Origin of the sequence: Burkholderia sp. BE17, assembly GCF_009362305.1 — a bacterium.
Lineage (GTDB): Bacteria > Pseudomonadota > Gammaproteobacteria > Burkholderiales > Burkholderiaceae > Burkholderia > Burkholderia pyrrocinia_C.
Window position 1 is genome coordinate 14,902 of record NZ_WHNU01000003.1, and the last position, 16,412, is coordinate 31,313.

14 protein-coding genes are annotated in these 16,412 nt (G+C 67.9%); 7 read left to right on the forward strand and 7 right to left on the reverse strand.

Annotated elements, in window-relative coordinates:
• Positions 1-118 precede the first annotated feature (118 nt).
• Entirely contained in the window at positions 119-697 is a 579-nt protein-coding gene (locus tag GD429_RS03990; protein WP_152855777.1) for a CS1 type fimbrial major subunit, read from the reverse strand.
• 507 nt (positions 698-1,204) lie between these two features.
• On the opposite strand from GD429_RS03990, the gene GD429_RS03995 reads away from it, so the two are divergent.
• A complete protein-coding gene (locus GD429_RS03995; RefSeq protein WP_152855778.1) occupies positions 1,205-2,563 on the forward strand; it encodes an aspartate aminotransferase family protein in 1,359 nt (452 codons plus the stop codon).
• Between the two features lie 610 nt (positions 2,564-3,173).
• Positions 3,174-4,580 carry an amino acid permease gene (locus tag GD429_RS04000; protein WP_152855779.1) on the forward strand — a complete coding sequence of 469 codons (1,407 nt, stop codon included), beginning with the start codon at positions 3,174-3,176 and terminating at the stop codon, positions 4,578-4,580.
• Between the two features lie 17 nt (positions 4,581-4,597).
• Here the strand turns inward: GD429_RS04000 and GD429_RS04005 are convergent, their stop codons facing one another.
• Both GD429_RS04005 and GD429_RS04010 read right to left on the reverse strand, forming a co-directional pair.
• On the reverse strand, positions 4,598-5,782 hold the full coding sequence (locus GD429_RS04005; RefSeq protein WP_152855780.1) for a M20 aminoacylase family protein: 1,185 nt from the start codon (positions 5,780-5,782) through the stop codon (positions 4,598-4,600).
• A gap of 29 nt (positions 5,783-5,811) precedes the next feature.
• Positions 5,812-7,044 carry a diaminopropionate ammonia-lyase gene (locus tag GD429_RS04010; RefSeq protein ID WP_152855781.1) on the reverse strand — a complete coding sequence of 411 codons (1,233 nt, stop codon included), beginning with the start codon at positions 7,042-7,044 and terminating at the stop codon, positions 5,812-5,814.
• Between the two features lie 180 nt (positions 7,045-7,224).
• Here GD429_RS04010 and GD429_RS04015 point away from each other — a divergent pair, with 180 nt between their 5' ends.
• Together GD429_RS04015 and GD429_RS41565 are read left to right on the forward strand one after the other, a co-directional pair.
• A complete protein-coding gene (locus GD429_RS04015; protein ID WP_152855782.1) occupies positions 7,225-7,701 on the forward strand; it encodes an Lrp/AsnC family transcriptional regulator in 477 nt (158 codons plus the stop codon).
• The gene (locus GD429_RS41565) at positions 7,698-7,823 is read left to right on the forward strand and encodes a hypothetical protein (protein ID WP_265334666.1); all 126 of its coding nucleotides are present in this window, start codon (positions 7,698-7,700) and stop codon (positions 7,821-7,823) included. Before GD429_RS04015 ends, GD429_RS41565 begins: the two co-directional genes overlap by 4 nt.
• Positions 7,824-7,899: 76 nt before the next feature.
• On the opposite strand, the gene GD429_RS04020 is transcribed toward GD429_RS41565, so the two are convergent.
• From GD429_RS04020 to GD429_RS04035, 4 genes are all read right to left on the reverse strand, one after another.
• Positions 7,900-9,621, reverse strand: a complete 1,722-nt coding sequence (locus GD429_RS04020) for a tannase/feruloyl esterase family alpha/beta hydrolase (protein ID WP_152855783.1) — start codon at positions 9,619-9,621, stop codon at positions 7,900-7,902.
• Positions 9,622-9,649: 28 nt separating this feature from the next.
• Positions 9,650-10,789: a porin gene (locus tag GD429_RS04025; protein ID WP_152855784.1), complete on the reverse strand. Its 1,140-nt coding sequence runs from the start codon at positions 10,787-10,789 to the stop codon at positions 9,650-9,652.
• 67 nt (positions 10,790-10,856) lie between these two features.
• Positions 10,857-12,062, reverse strand: coding sequence for a 3-(3-hydroxy-phenyl)propionate transporter MhpT (mhpT, locus tag GD429_RS04030; protein WP_152855785.1), 1,206 nt, complete (start codon positions 12,060-12,062; stop codon positions 10,857-10,859).
• A 285-nt stretch (positions 12,063-12,347) separates the two neighbouring features.
• On the reverse strand, positions 12,348-12,842 hold the full coding sequence (locus tag GD429_RS04035; RefSeq protein WP_174419567.1) for a MarR family winged helix-turn-helix transcriptional regulator: 495 nt from the start codon (positions 12,840-12,842) through the stop codon (positions 12,348-12,350).
• A 256-nt stretch (positions 12,843-13,098) separates the two neighbouring features.
• Between GD429_RS04035 and GD429_RS04040 the strand changes: the two genes are divergently transcribed.
• The 3 genes from GD429_RS04040 to GD429_RS04050 all read left to right on the forward strand — a co-directional run bounded on the left by GD429_RS04040 (position 13,099) and on the right by GD429_RS04050 (position 16,093).
• Positions 13,099-13,866: a GntR family transcriptional regulator gene (locus GD429_RS04040; RefSeq protein WP_152855992.1), complete on the forward strand. Its 768-nt coding sequence runs from the start codon at positions 13,099-13,101 to the stop codon at positions 13,864-13,866.
• A gap of 86 nt (positions 13,867-13,952) precedes the next feature.
• Positions 13,953-14,996 carry an aromatic ring-hydroxylating oxygenase subunit alpha gene (locus GD429_RS04045; RefSeq protein ID WP_152855787.1) on the forward strand — a complete coding sequence of 348 codons (1,044 nt, stop codon included), beginning with the start codon at positions 13,953-13,955 and terminating at the stop codon, positions 14,994-14,996.
• A gap of 56 nt (positions 14,997-15,052) precedes the next feature.
• Entirely contained in the window at positions 15,053-16,093 is a 1,041-nt protein-coding gene (locus GD429_RS04050) for a PDR/VanB family oxidoreductase (protein ID WP_152855788.1), read from the forward strand.
• Positions 16,094-16,412: the final 319 nt, after the last annotated feature.

The following is a 16,412-nucleotide window of genomic DNA, read 5'->3' on the forward strand; positions in this document are numbered from 1 at the left end:
CTGATGTGTGCGCCCACTCACATCAGAGAACGCATCATTAGAGATATGTTGTCGTATGTTTATGCGCAAAAACCTCAGCTAAAACGCCCCGGTCGACGACGTCCGCCGGGGCAACGGACTACTCGCCAGCCGCCGCTACCGCACCCGGTGCCGGCTCGCGCCCGGCCGAAGCGGCCGGTTCGAACATCAGCACCAGATCGCCGTGGTAACTCCCGTTGGTCGAGGCTGCCCCACTGACGACCGGCACACGGGCGCTGACTTTCAGGTTGCGTATTTCGTCGTAGCCGTCAAACCCGTCGCGCGCGGGTTTCACCAGCGTGAGCGTGCGAGCGGCGCCGGACGCGATTTCCGCGTCGCCTGCCTTGCCCGTCAGCACGACCTTCGCGTTGGCCATCTCGTCGCGACCGTTCGACAGCCGCAGCGGCTGCACCAGCGTGACGTTGATATCGGGGTTCGTCGTGCGCACGCGGATCGGCAGCGTCGTGGCGAAGCTCTGCTGCGCACGGTCCGTCGCGTTCAGTTCGACCACGTCGTACCACGCGGAATTGTCTGGTTTCGACACGAACAGGCTGTCGCCGATATGCGCCGTCAGCGTGATCTTCTTGACGACCGCTTGCGGCGACGCCGGGCCTGCGTGAGCGATGCCGGTCAATGCGCCGCACGCAGCGAGTGCGGCAAGATGTTTTCCGATCTTCATTGTGTTGCTCCGCATTCTGGATGATTGAAATCCAATCGCCGAAAAACCGGCCCGCCTCGAGCTCGCGATCCCGCCATTTCAGGAAAATCCTGTATTCGCTTATCCCGAAATTAACGAGCAAATCCCCGCGCAATTCGATATATCCGGCCGCATGCGCGAGCGATCGAGCCGGCCGGGTACATTCGCAATCGCGTATCGGATTCCCCCGTCAGCCAGCAGCGACCGACTCGGACGGACACCTCGCGCCACCGCGTGCAATAACGATAGGCCACGAAAGTTCGGATAAATATCCATGGAAACCTTCACGATTCTTTTCGGTTTCCATTCACCAGTGCCATCTCCAAATCAAATAAACCTCGCGCGAAAAGCACCTGCTTTCACGTTCGGCAACGTCATCGTCGACCGCAACGGATATTCGCGCGCCCACTCGCCTCGGTAATTGCGCCCCTGTTCAGCCCCCGCCGCCCGCGCTATCGTTTCCCCGTCTTCACAGCCCCGGAGCCCCACTTGCCTTCCCGCCACGGAGTCGACCTCATCCGCGCCCGCGCGCTGTTCGATCGCGAGCGCCGTGCGTTCACCGAAGCCATGCCGGCGTCCCGCGCACTGTCCGCGGAAGCGTCCGAGCACCTGCTGTTCGGCGTGCCGTTGCACTGGATGCAGGACTGGTCGACGCCGTTCTCGCTGTACGTGAAGGAAGCGCGCGGCGCGACCTTCACCGACGTCGACGGTCATCGCTATGTGGATTTCTGTCTCGGCGATACGGGCGCGATGTTCGGCCATGCGCCGGAACCCGTCGCACGCGCGCTCGTCGAGCAGGCCACGCGCGGCTACACGACGATGCTGCCGAGCGAGGACGCCGCGTGGGTCGCGCGCGAGCTCGCGCGCCGCTTCCGGCTGCCGGTCTGGCAGTTCGCGCTGAGCGCGAGCGACGCGAACCGCTTCGTGCTGCGCTGGGCGCGCTCGGCCACCGGCCGCAACACGATCGTCGTGTTCAACGGCTGCTATCACGGCACGGTCGACGACGTGTTCGTCGATCTCGTCGACGGCCGCCCCGTGCAGCGCGACAGCCTGCTCGGGCAGTCGTACGACCTGCTCGCGAACACGCGCGTCGTCGAATTCAACGATCTGGACGCGCTCGAAGCGGCGCTGAAGCATGGCGATGTCGCATGCGTGCTCGCCGAGCCCGCGATGACGAACATCGGCATGGTGCTGCCCGAGCCGGGCTTCTGGGATGCGGCGCGCGAACTGACGCGCCGCTACGGCACGCTGCTCGTGATCGACGAGACGCACACGATCAGCAGCGGCCCGGGCGGCTACGCGGTCGCGCACGATCTCGAACCGGACATGCTGGTGGTCGGCAAGCCGATCGCAGGCGGCGTGCCGTGCGCGGTGTACGGTTTCAGCGCCGAATTCGCGGAACGCGCAAAGCAGGCGAAGCTGAACGCGCCACCCGGCCATTCCGGGATCGGCACGACGCTCACCGCGAACATGCTCGCGATGCATGCGATGCGCGCGACGCTGGCCGAAGTCGCGACCGACGCCGCCTATGCGCACATGTTCGAACTCGCCGCGCGGCTGGCCGCCGGGCTCGAACAGGCGATCGCGAAACACCGGCTGCCGTGGTGCGTGACGCGCATCGGCGCGCGCACCGAATTCCAGTTCGCGCCCGTGCCGCCGCGCAACGGCACGCTTGCCGGCGCGCAACTCGACAGCGAGCTCGAACACATCGTGCACCTGTACCTGCTGAATCGCGGTGTGCTGATCACGCCGTTCCACAACATGATGCTCGTGTGCCCGCAGACGACGCGCGACGACGTCGACACACTCGTCGCGCAGTTCGACGCGTGCCTGGGCGAGCTGGTGTAATGCGATGCGCGTCCGGCTCGCCGGCACGCGCGAGCCGGACGCATGCTCCCGGTGATGACTTCGGCAGATCCGTCGGATCGACCTGCGTGCCGGGCATGCTTTCGGCATGCACCGCAGCAGCGGTCGGCCGAGGCATGACGGCGGGGCTGCGCGCCCGCCGTGCAAAAAACTGGAAGATCGATTTACCGACAGTCAGAGTTTTTTCACAAATGCCGCCTGCCAGTACTTTTTCCTGAAATCATCAATTTTTCGATAACAACAACTCATCCTCCGTCGCTAGCATAGCCGTTGACTCAAGGCTCCTGTCAGAGAGCCTATTTCCCTATTTGACGGAGACGCAGCTCGATGCAATACCCGATCCTTTCCATTCATTCGCACTCCATATTTCCCATTCGCGCCGCGAACCGACGCGCGTGCGCGTTGCATCCGTTTCATCGGTTTCATCGTTAACCGACAGCCCACCCGACCATCGCGCCTGCCCGGCCTCGCACCGAAAGCGACCGGCACGGCTGACCACGGTTGTCTCGATCGCGCGCGAATCCGGCAGAGTCGTTCCGCGCTTGCGAACCCGTCGCGCCCCCTTTCCTTCAATTGCAAAGAGAGTGTCCTGATGCAACAAAACGAATCGGATCTACATCGAGGTCTCGGACAACGACAGATGCGCCTGATGGCGCTCGGCGCCGCTATCGGCGTCGGCTTGTTTCTCGGCTCGGCCAACGCAATCAAAATGGCGGGGCCCGCCATCATTCTTTCGTACATCATCGGCGGCGCGGTCATCTTCGTCATCATGCGCGCGCTAGGTGAAATGGCCGTGCACGAGCCCGTTGCCGGATCGTTCAGCCGCTACGCGCGCAATTATCTCGGCCCGCTCGCCGGCTACCTCACCGGATGGAACTACTGGTTTCTCTGGCTGGTCACGTGCATCGCGGAAATCACCGCGGTCGGCATCTACATGGGTATCTGGTTTCCCGACGTGCCGCGCTGGATCTGGGCGCTCGCCGCGCTGGGCATGATGGGCTCCGTCAATTTATTGACGGTCAAGGCATACGGCGAACTCGAATTCTGGTTCGCGCTGATCAAGGTCGTGACGATCGTCGTGATGATCGCCGTCGGTCTCGGCATGATCGTGTTCGGCTACGGCAATCATGGCGCGCCGACCGGCATCTCGAACCTGTGGGCGCACGGCGGCTTTCTCCCGAACGGCATGCAGGGCGTCATGATGTCGATGCAAATGGTCATGTTTGCGTACCTCGGCGTCGAAATGATCGGCTTGACGGCAGGCGAAGCGGCCAATCCGCAGAAGTCCATTCCGAACGCGATCAACTCCGTGTTCTGGCGCATCGTGATCTTCTACGGCGGCGCGCTGTTCGTCATCCTGTCGATCTACCCGTGGAACGAGATCGGCACGCAAGGCAGCCCGTTCGTGATGACGTTCGAGCGGCTCGGCATCAAGACCGCCGCCGGGATCATCAACTTCGTCGTGCTGACTGCCGCGCTTTCGTCGTGCAATGGAGGCATCTTCAGTACCGGCCGCATGCTGTACAGCCTGGCGCAACAGGGTCATGCACCGCGCGGGTTCGGCGTGACGACCGCCGGCGGCGTGCCGCGCCGGGCGATTCTCGTCTCGGCGGCCGCCTTGCTGGCCGGCGTGCTGCTGAACTACCTCGTTCCCGAGAAGGTCTTCGTCTGGGTCACGTCCATCTCCACGTTCGGCGCGATCTGGACCTGGGGCGTGATCCTCGTTACGCAGATGAAATTCCGCCAGTCCCTCGCACCGAGCGAACGGCGCACGCTCGGCTTTCGCATGCCATTCTGGCCTTACGGTTCGTGGTTCGCGCTGGGGTTCCTCGCATTCGTGATCGGCTTGATGGCGTACTTCCCCGACACGCGCGTCGCACTGCTCGTCGGCCCGGCGTGGCTCGCGCTGCTGGTCGCGTTCTACTATGGGCTGAAGCTCGAATCCGCGACCTCGCCGGATGCGGGCCCGACACGGCGGAGTGAGCGCCAGCGCGCCTGACCGTCAAACGATGCGTATCAGCGGGCCCGCAACGCGCGCCGCGCCACTTCCGCGAAGTAGCGCGCGCCGACCGGCAGAATCTCGTCGTTGAAATCGTACGTCGCGTTATGCAACGGCACGCCGCCTCGATCGGCCGCGTCGCCGTTGCCGATGAACACGAAATTGCCGGGCACGGCCTGCAGGAACGCGCCGAAATCCTCGGAGATCATCATCGGCTGCACGTCGGCGTTCACCGCATCGGCGCCTGCGATATGCTCGGCGGCCTGCACGGCCGTGTCGACCCACTCCGGGGAATTCACCGTCGGCGCGAACTCGTGCGTGTAGTCGAACGTGCAGGCCGCGCCGTGCGTGCGGCAAATCCCTTCGCTGATCTCGCGCATCCGGGTTTCCAGCAGCGCCCGCACGTCGCGCGAATAGCTGCGCGTGTCGCCCTTGATCGTCACGGTCGACGGCAGCACGTTGCGCAGCCCGTCGGTGATGAATTCGGTGCACGAGATCACGGCCTGCTGGCCCGGATCGAGATTGCGCGACACGATCGTCTGCAGCGCGAGCACGACCTGCGCGCCGATCACGAGCGGATCGATGCCCATGTGCGGGCGCGCCGCATGCGTGCCGCGCCCATCGATTCGGATCACGAAATTGTCCTCGCTCGCCATGATGCCGCCCGCGCGCGTCGAGAATGTACCCGCGCGCATGCCCGGCATGTTGTGCGCGCCGAAGATCGCGTCGACCGGAAAGCGCTCGAACAGCCCATCGGCCAGCATCGCCTTCGCGCCGCGGCCATGCTCCTCGGCCGGCTGGAAGATGAAGCGCACCGTGCCGTCGAAGTCCTTCCGCTCGGCCAGCAGCTGCGCCGCGCCTAGCACCATCGACATGTGGCCGTCGTGCCCGCACGCATGCATCTTGCCGGGCGTACGTGACGCGTGTTCGCGGCCCGGCGCGTGCTCGGCGATGTTCAGCGCGTCCATGTCCGCGCGGATGCCGATCGCGCGTTGGCCGGAGCCCACTGTCAGGTTCGCGACGAGCCCCGTGCCGCCGATGCCGCGATGCACGTCGAGCCCGAGCGTCGTCAGGATGCGCGCGACGTAGTCGGACGTGTTCACCTCTTCGAAACCCGTCTCCGGATGCTGGTGCAGATGGCGGCGCCAGGTCTTCAGTCGCCCCTGCAGCGTGCTTTCTTCCATTGCGTCGATTGCGTCCATTGCGCTTGCCTCGTCGGTCGTTTGGTCGTTCAGGCCGCTACCGCGGAGCGGTTCAGCCAGTCGCGCTGCCGCGCGAGCACGGCGTCGGCCGTCTCGCCGACGCAGCGCCGGTACACGGACGGCGCCGTCGCCCCTTCGGTATTGATCGCCAGCACGCGCGAGCTTGCGTCGAGCCGCGCCTGCCGCGCGAGCGCCGGGTTGCGCATCAGCACTTCCAGCCCCGCAATGCCGGCCGCGCCCGATTCGCCGGCGACGAGCGGCACGTCCCGTTCGCTGCCGGCCGCGAGGCCGCGCATCGCCTGCACGGCATCTTCATCGTCGATCAGCATGAAATGGTCGATGCACAGCTCGAGGAAATCCCATGCGAGCGGCGACGCCTCGCCGCACGCGAGCCCGGCCATCACCGAATCGACGCTGCCGGTCGCCTTCGCCGCACGCCCCGCGAGCGCGCTCTGGTACAGGCAGTCGGCCTGGCGCGGCTCGACGACGATGAAATGCGGCCGCTGCGCGCCATCGCGCTCCCACAGGTAACTCGCCACGCCCGCGGCGAGGCCGCCCACGCCGCCCTGCAGCAACACGTGCGTGAACGGCCGCCCGTCGTCTTGCGCCGCCTGCGCGGCGGCCTCGGCGGCGATCACGCCGTAACCCTGCATCACGTCGCGCGGAATCGCTTCGTAGCCGTCGTACGACGTATCCGACACGACGTACCAGCCGTTCGCCTGCGCAAGCTGCGCCGCGCATACGACCGACTCGTCGTAGTTGCCCGCGATGCGCACGATCCGCGCGCCGTACGCCGAGATCGCGCGTTCGCGCTCGGCGTCGACATTCGCGTGCAGCACGATCACGCAGCCGCAGCCGATCGCGCGCGCGGCCGCGGCCAGCGCACGGCCGTGATTGCCGTCGGTCGCGCTGATCACCGTCAGGTCGGCGAGCTGCGCTGCGTAGCGGCCGGTGACCAGCCCTTGCGGATCGAGACCGTGGGTGCGCCGCAGGCGCTTCACGAGCCGCACCAGCGCGATCGGCGCGCCGAGTGCCTTGAAGCTGCCGAGCGGCGAGCGGCACGACTCGTCCTTCACGCTGACGCTCGCGACGCCGAGCCGCGCGGCGAGGTCGGGCAGCGCGCGCAGCGGCGTGCGCGCGTTACCGACGAGCGGCCAGTGCGACAGCCACGCGCCGCTTTCGTCGGCCGACGCGATGTTCATCACGCGGCGCAGCGCGTCGGGATAGGCGGCGCGCGACGCGCGGGGGTTGGCGATCAGCATGGCGAAAGGCTCCGGAGCAGGACCGCGCCGGCGGTCCGTCGGGTGGGTCGGATCGGGCAAGCGCGGGTTGCGTTCGCCGTCGGTCCGAAAAATAATATTGCGCACGCGGGTCAATAAAATCGCCAAATCGACTGCCCGGACGCAAAAATTTCTCATTCTTTCGAGGTTTCGCGCACCATCATGACGACCCCACTCGATGCGTTCGATCGCAAGCTGTTGATGGAAGTGCAGCGCGACGCGCAGACGCCGCAAAGCGAACTCGGCGCACGCGTGAATCTGTCGACGGCGGCGGTGAACCGGCGTTTGAAGCGTCTCGCGGAAGACGGCGTGATCGCACGCTACACCGCCGTCGTCGCGCCGGAGAAGGTCGATCATCCGCTGACGATCGTCGTGAACGTCGAGGTCGAGAGCGAGCAGATCGACCAGCTCGACGCGATGAAGCGAACCTTCGAGCGGTGCCCGCAGATCCAGCAGTGCTACTACGTGACGGGGGAATGGGATTTCGTGCTGATCCTCGCCGTGCGCAACATGGATCAGTACAACGCGCTCACGCGCGAGCTGTTCTTCGCGAACAACAACGTGAAGCGGTTCAAGACGCTGGTGAGCATGAGCCGCGTGAAGGTCGGGCTCGAGGTGCCGGTCGATTCCGGCGAATGAGTGCGGCTGTCGCGTGCGGCGGCGAAACGCCCGGCGCGCGGCTGCACGCGCCGGGCGCATCCCATCCACGGCTACGTCAGCGGCAACTGAAGCTCGCCGTGCCGGTCGAACCCGGCGAGTGAGTGCGGCTGTCGCGTACGGCGGCGAAACACCCGGCGCGCGACTGCACGCGCCGGGCGCATCCCATCGACGGCTACGTCAGCGGCAACTGAAGCTCGCCGCCGAGTTCACGTCGCCGGAGCCGTTGTAGCGCGCCACCTGCGGATACGGGCACAGCGGGCGCGTACGCCCCGCTCCCCACGACGCCGGCACGTCCGCATTCGGCACCGCGTTCGTCGTGTCGCGCGCGGCGGCCACGATCGCGGTGGGCGCCTGCCCCTGCTCGACCCACGCGACGAGCGGCGTCAGCATGTCGAACTGGTCGGCCGCCGGCCCGCCCGCACAGTGGTTCATCCCGGGCACCGGATAGAAGCGCGCGAAGCTCGACGCATCGCCGCCGTTCGCCTGCGCGACCCGCTGGTACCAGTCGCTCGTGTCGTTCGACGAGAACACCGGGTCGCCCGTGCCGTGATAGACGAGCAGCTTCGCGCCGCGCGACTTCAGCGCGGACAGGTTCGTCTCGTCGGGCGGCGTCATGAACGACCACGCGGATTGCGTGTACACGCCGCTCGTCGCGAAGATCGCCGGCGCGTCGTTGTCCATGTCGAAGCCGAGCGCGAAACCGGGCAGGTTCGCGAGCGTCGCGGTGCTTTTCGGCGGCGACATGAACGTGAACGCCATCGCGACCGGATCGAGCGTGATGGAATTCGATTGCTTCCACGCGGCCCAGCCGCCGCCGGCCACGCCCGGATCGTACGGAAAGCTCGCGTAGAGCGCCGTGCCCGCGCTGTTGCGCGCACCCGCGAACACGTTCTCGAGCGCGGTTTTCTGCGCGGTCGTCAGGCACGCGCCGGTGCGCGTGCCGTTCGCGCAGGTCGGGATGTCCGTCTCGACGCTGAAGTGCGCCTGGCACGCGGCGACGTCCTGCACCATCCCGTCGGCCACGCCGTCGAGCGCATCGCACTTGTCGAGGATCTTCGCGCCGACGAACCGGCGCTCCGTGTCGGTGAAGCCGCTGCGGATATCCGGCAGCCCGTTCGTTCCGGTCGCCGACGCGATCTTCGCGAACTGCTGCGCGCCGTACATCTCGCCGATCGCCGCCTTCGGCAAATGGAAACCCGGATCGCCGGCGATGATCCCGTCGTAGTCGGCCGGGTTGCGCACCGCCGTGACCATCGCGTGACGGCCGCCGTTCGAGCAGCCGCCGAAATAGCTGCGGTCGGGCGCCTTCCCGTAGGCGAGACGGATCACCTGCTTCGCCATCGGCGTCAGCGCATCGACGGCGCCATAACCGTAGTCGATCCGCGCCTGCGGATCGAGGCCGAACAGCGGATTCTGCGCGCCGCTGTGCCCGGAATCCGAGCTGATCACCGCGAAACCCTGGTTCAGCGCATCGGTCAGCGGCCCGCCGCCGCCGATCTCGCCGGTCGCGGTCACGACGTTGCCGTCGAGCCCGCCGTTCGCCTGGTAGAAGAAGCGGCCGTTCCACGCCTTCGGCAAGCGCATCTCGAAGCCGATCGCATAGGTGTTGCCGTCCACCGCGCTCACGCGCTCGTTCATCTTCCCTTCGATCACGCAGTGCTCGGCGATCGGCTTGCCGGCCACCGTCAGCGCACCGGCGGCCGCGGTCGCAACCGACGTGAACGACGTGTTCGCATACGCGAGCTTCGCGGCGAGCGCGTCGCAGGTCTGCGCCATCGCGGCCGGCGTCGCGGCGCTCAGGTGCGTGGGCACGGAGCTGACCGAATCGTCGCCGCCGCAACCGGCAAGCATCGCCGCGGAGATCGGCGCAATGCAGAGGAATGCAGATTTTCTGTTCAAGATACCTCCCGTTCGTCAGGTTGCCGGATCAGAACATGTGCTTGACGCCGACCATCGCGCCGAGCTGCCCCATCCCCGCGCCGGGCGTCGTGCCGGGGCCGCCGCCGCTGACCGCGTAGCGCGCATGCGCGCTGTTCCACAGATACGAGCTTTGCGCGTAGACCGACGTGCGCTTCGTCAGCAGGTAGGTCGCGCGCAGCGTCGCCATCGTCGCGCGCGTGTCGTGCGCGCTGTTGACGATCCGATAGCCTTCGCCGTCGACGATGAAGTCCGGCTTGACCGCATACGACGCACCGACGAAGAACAGGTCGGAATGCGCGCCGGGTGCGGCCGGCGAACCGGTCGACACGCGCCGCCCGATCCAGCCCGCGCCGATCCGCGCGCCCGCCGCCTGCGCATACGCGCTCACATGCACGCGCGCGTCCTTGCCCGCGCTGCTCGTGAAGGCGACCGGCGCGACGCCGTCGAAGAAGTTCGCGGCCGCGCCGGTGCCACCGCGCTGCTCCTCGTACGACGCCGCCGCACCGAAATACGCGCTGTCGTACTTGAGCATCGCCGACCAGTTGCGGCACTCGACCGCGTGGCCCGGCACCTGCCCCGCGCACGTGCCCTGCCCCGGCGAGTTGCCGGTGCCCGCGCCGTCGCGGCCGAACGAATAGGCGGCGCCGAGCGTCACGCCGCGATAGGTGCCGAGGTAGGTCACCGCGTTGTCGGCGCGGCCGTTCGGCACGTACGCGTCGAACGAGCCGAGCCCGTAGATGTCGGGGCCGATGATGTCCGCGCCCTGCAGCGCGAGGTAGGTCATCGTGTACTGGCGGCCGAACGCGAGCGTGCCGAAGCCGCCCTTCAGCCCGACGAACGCCTGCCGGCCGAACAGCCGCCCGCCCTGGCCGAGATCGCCGCCGCGCACGTTGAAGCCGCTTTCGAGCACGAACACGGCCTGGTAGCCGCCGCCGAGATCCTCGCTGCCGCGCAGGCCCCAGCGCGACGGCATCTCGCCGGTCACGCCCGGCATCCGCACCACGTGGTCGCCGGCCGCGTTCGCGTGCGACACGTATTCGACGCCGGTGTCGATGATCCCGTACAGCGTCACGCTCGATTGCGCGTGCGCGCCGGTCGCTGCCAGCGCGCATGCGCCGGCTGCCAGCAAGGCTTTGGTGTGCTTCATGGTTAGTGTCTCCAGACCTGCGTCGATATCGCGCTCTGCCGGCGCTCGTGGGTGAAAGTAAACAAACTCAGTCGTGTGCCTGCGGCCTGCGGATCAGCACCAGCGCCGCGACGGCGGCGACCAGCGTGACGGGGATGCTCGCGCCGATCACGACCGACGCGCTGCGGCCCATCGCGAGCAGCTCGGCGGCCGCGAGCGGGCCGACCACGGAGCCGAGCCGGCCCACCGCGACCGCGGAGCCGACGCCGGTGCCGCGCATCGCGGTCGGGTAGTACATCGCGGCCAGCGCATACAGCACCGACTGGCCGCCGACGACGAACATCCCCGCCGCGAACGCCGCGGCGGACAGCCATACGAGACCGGGCGCGATCGCGAGCGCGGCAAGCGACAGCACGATCCCCGCGTACATGCCGCCGACGACCCGCGACGGCCGCATCCGGTCCATCGACATGCCGATGCCGAGCACGCCGAGGCCGCTGCCGATGTTGAAGAAGATCTGCACGATCCCGGCCTGGCTGCGCGCGAGCCCCTTCGCCGCCATCAGCGACGGCAGCCAGTTCAGCAGGAAATACAGCACGATCAGCGTGCAGAAATAGCTGAGCCAGAGCGCGAGCGTGGTGCCCGTGCGTGCGCCGCCGAACAGCGTCTGACCGACACCCGGGCGCGCGGCGCCCGATGCGCTGACGTCGAGGAACGCGCGTGATTCCGGCAGCAGCGCGAGCAACAGCGGGGCAAGCAGCAGCGGCCCGATGCCGCCGACGTAGAAGATGTGCCGCCATTCGGTGTCGCCGGCCAGCAGCACGCCGATCAACGACGCGATCACGCCGCCGAACGGAATGCCGCAGTACATCACCGCGACCGCGCTGCTGCGCGAGCGCGAGTCGACCGCTTCGGAAGACAGCGCGATCAGGTTCGGCATCGCACCGCCGAGGCCGAGGCCGGTCAGCGCGCGCACGACGACCAGCATCGCGAAGCTCGACACCTGCGCGGTCGCGATCGACAGCAGCCCGAACAGGCAGACCGACGCGATCAGCACGTGCTTGCGCCCGACCCGGTCGGCGAGCCAGCCGCCGAGCATCGCGCCCGGCAGCAGGCCGAACGTGCCGGCGCTGAACGCGAGCCCCATCTGCGAAACCGTGAGCCCGAATTCGTGAGCCATGCGCGGCGCGGCGACGCCGACCGACTGCAGGTCGAGCCCCTCGAGCAGCGCGATCGCGAAACACAGGCCGAGCGTCGTCGCGACGGCCGGCCTCTCGGCAACGGAAGTGTCCATGTCGTCTCCAAACCTTGTACTGCGCGTCATGCCGGGACGCATGCGCGGTGTCTTTGTCGTGATCGGACCATGCGTCAGAATTATCAGGTAGCCTGATTCATTGTCCGAAATAAAATCCGCTCGACCAGCCGGTCGTGCGGACCGTCATCCCATCGAAGGACGGGACGATTTAATAACAGGTAACCTGATATTTCAAGTGTATGACGCGCCGGTGTTAACCCGCAACGCGCGCGGAAGCCGGCCAGGCAAGGCCGTGCGGAACGACGAAAGAAACGAAAGCGCGGCTCAGTCGCGCAGGTTGCGCACGAACAGCTCGAGCGTGCGCTGGACCTGCGCGGCGTCGGCGGCGGTCAGGTCGTCGCCGAGCATCCGGCGCTCGAGCGGCCGCAGCACCCGTTCGCATTCGCGCAGGATCGCCGAGCCTTCGTCGGTCAGGCGCAGCAGGATCACGCGGCCATGATTCGGATCGGCCTCGCGCGTGACGAAGCCGCGGGCCGCCATCGCGACCATCACCTCGTTCGCGGATTGCGGCGTGATGAACGAGCGCACCGCGAGTTGCGCATTCGACAGCGCGCCGCGCGCCTCGAGCACCGACAGCGCCGTGTATTGCGCGAGCGTCACGCCGAGGGGTGCGAGCGCATCGCTCATCTGGCGGCGCAGCAGCCGATCGAGATTGCCGATCAGGTAGGTCAGCCGCTGCTGGGCACGCATGGGCGGTTTGGTCTCGGTGGCACGGGCAGCGCGTTTTGCGCCGGCCGGCTTGACGGGTGTCGAACTCATGAAGGTGTCTGGAGGAAGATCGCGGGCCATCTTACCTCACGCGGCCCGCGTGGCGGACACGCTCGCAACGCCTGCATCGCGGCGACCGGCGCACTGTATACAACTCAAACCCGATTCGTCGGTTTCGATCGTGGTTTACCCGCTGATTTGCACGATTCCGCTTGATCGCGCGGCGGCGATGTATACACTTTTATCAAGTAACCTGATAACTCCGCACGCCCGCACCGGCAATGCGGCACTGCCCTCGATATCCGCCATGACCGACCTCGACGCTCCGACTTCCGACACCCGCACCGCTTCCCCGTCGCAAACGGTCCGCGCGCTGCTCGGCCTGCGCGAGCTCATCGTCGGCGGAGAACTCGCTCCCGGCGCACGCATTTCGGAGCTGTGGGTCGTCGAGCGGCTCGGCGTATCGCGCACGCCGGTTCGCGCGGCGCTGATCCGGCTCCAGGAAGAGGGGCTGATCGAGCCGATCTCGACCGGCGGGTTTGCGGTGCGCGCGTTTTCGGCGCGCGAGATCGGCGACGCGATCGAGCTGCGCGGCACGCTCGAAGGGCTCGCCGCGCGGTTCGCGGCCGAACGCGGCGTGCCGCCGTCGATGCTGCGCGACCTGCGCGCATGCGCCGACGAGATCGACGTGCTGCTCGCCGGCCCGCTGACCGACGACACGTTCTCGCGCTACGTCGACGCGAATGCCCGCTTCCACCGGCTGCTCGCGGCCGCGGCCGGCAGCGACGTCGTCGCGCGGCAGATCGACAAGGTCGCGACATTGCCGTTCGCGTCCGCGAGCGCGTTCGTCGTCGTGCAGTCGCTCGATCCGCGTGCGCGGGACACGCTGATCGTCGCGCAAGCCCAGCATCGCGCGGTGCTCGACGCGATCGAATCCCGTCAGGGCGCGCGCGCGGAAGCGCTGATGCGCGAGCACGCGCAGATCGCGCACGGCAACCTGCGGCGCGTGCTCGACAGCCAGCGCGCGATGACGAAGCTCAAGGGCGGCAACCTGATTCGCCGCGACGCCGGCTGACCGGCACGCGGCACCTTCGCGCGGCGCACGACGCGCCGCTCATCCGACGATAGACACGGCGTGCGTACACGCCATCGAGGAGACGCATGTTCCTGAAAAACGCGTGGTATGTGGCCTGCACGCCTGACGAATTCGCCGGCAAGCCGCTGGGGCGGCAGATTTGCGGCGAACGCATGGTGTTCTTTCGCGACTCGGGCGGCGCGGTCGCCGCGCTCGAGGATTTCTGCCCGCACCGCGGCGCGCCGCTGTCGCTCGGCACCGTGCGCGACGGCCGGCTCGTGTGCGGCTATCACGGGCTGACGATGGGCGCGGACGGCAAGTGCACGAGCATGCCGTGCCAGCGCGTCGGCGGCATTCCGGCGATCCGCCGCTATCCGGCCGTCGAGCGGCACGGCTTCGTGTGGGTGTGGCCGGGCGACCCGGCCCAGGCCGATCCGGCGACGATTCACCGGCTGCACTGGGCCGACGATCCGGGCTGGGCGTACGGCGGCGGCCTCTATCACATCGACTGCGATTACCGGCTGATGATCGACAACCTGATGGACCTCACGCACGAGACCTACGTGCATGCATCGAGCATCGGCCAGCCGGAGATCGAGGAAGCGCCGCCCGCGACGAAGGTGGACGGCGACACGGTCACGACCAGCCGCTTCATGGAAGGCATCGTGCCGCCGCCGTTCTGGGCCGCCGCGCTGCGCGGCAACGGGCTCGCCGACGACGTGCGCTGCGATCGCTGGCAGATCTGCCATTTCACGCCGCCGAGCCACGTGATGATCGAGGTGGGCGTCGCGCATGCGGGCAAGGGCGGTTATCACGCGGACCCGCGCGACAAGGTGTCGAGCATCGTCGTCGATTTCATCACGCCGGAAACCGAGACGTCGATCTGGTACTTCTGGGGCATGGCGCGCAGCTTCGCGGTGGACGACCGCGCGTTGACGGAGACGATCCGCAACGGACAGGGCGCGATCTTCGCCGAGGATCTCGACATGCTCGAAGCGCAGCAGCGCAACCTGCTGCGCTGGCCGGACCGGCCGCTGCTGAAGCTGAACATCGACGCGGGCGGCGTGCAGTCGCGACGCGTGCTCGACCGGCTGATCGACCAGGAGCGCGCCGCCGCGCTGTCGTGCTGACCGCGTGCCGCACCGCCGCCGCATGGCGGTGCGGCACGCCTATTTCACCATTCCCCATGAAAGTCACGCTCATCCGCAAGCTTCCCGTCGCGACCGACATCTGCGCGTTCGAACTCGCGCCGGCAGACGGCACGGCGCTGCCGCCCTTTACGGCCGGCGCGCATATCGATGTTCACGTCGGCGGCTTCGTCCGCCAGTATTCGCTGTGCAACAGCCCGTCGGAGGCCGGCGTCTACCGGCTCGGCGTGCTGCGCGAGCCCGCGTCGCGCGGCGGCTCGCTCGCGATGCACGCATGCGAGCCCGGCACGACGCTCGACGTCAGCGCGCCGCGCAACCACTTCCCGCTCGACCCGCGTGCCGCGCACACCGTGCTGCTCGCCGGCGGCATCGGGATCACGCCGCTGCTCAGCATGGCCGAGCACCTGATCGAGACCGGCCAGTCGTTCGAGCTGCATTACTGCGTACGCGAGCCGGCGCGCGCCGCGTTCCTCGACCGGCTCGACACACCCGCGCTCAAGGCCCGCACGCGGCTCTGGTTCGACGACGCGCCGGACGGCCGGCGCATCGATTTCCCGCACGTGCTCGCGAAGCCGGATGCGCGCACGCACCTGTACGTGTGCGGCCCCGGCGGGTTCATCGGCGCCGTGCTCGCGGCGGCCGCGCAAGCCGGCTGGGATCCGGCGAATGTGCATCGGGAGTATTTCGGCGCGGCCGGCTTAGGCGCGACCGGCTTAGGCGCGGCCGGCATAGGCGCGGCCGGCTCAGGTGCGGCCGGCTCAGGCGCGGCCGGCGTGGACGCCGCGGCTGCCCCAGGCGAAGGCGGAGGCGACCACGCGTTCCAGGTATCGCTCGCGCAATCGGGCCGCGTCGTCGACGTGCCGGCCGGCACGACAATCGTCGAAGCGCTGCGCGGCTGCGGAATCGAGGTGCCGGTATCGTGCGAGCAGGGCGTGTGCGGCACCTGCCTCACGCGCGTGCTGTCGGGCACGCCCGATCATCGCGACGTCTACCTGACCGACGACGAACGTGCGGCCAACGATCAGATGCTGCCGTGCTGTTCGCGTGCGGTCACGCCGCTGCTGGTGCTGGATCTGTGAAAGTGCGTGCGGCGCGGTGGACGCGCCGCGCGCCGCCGGTTCAAACCGACAGCAGGCCTTGGGCGCCGGCAGCCGGCAGCCGGCAACGACGCTAGGCACCCGGCCTCGACGAGCGCGAGCCGATGCGCGAACGCCGCGAGCGGATAGTCGAAAAAGTCAGCGCCGATCGCGCACTGGTCCGCGCGGAACGGATCGTCGTACAGCGCGTCGCCGACGATGCGCAGCGCGCGCGCCTTATACGCCGCGAGCCGCACCGGCGACGATCCGCAGCGTGCGCGCCTTATACGCCGCGTGCCGCACCGGCGACGATCCGCGGCGT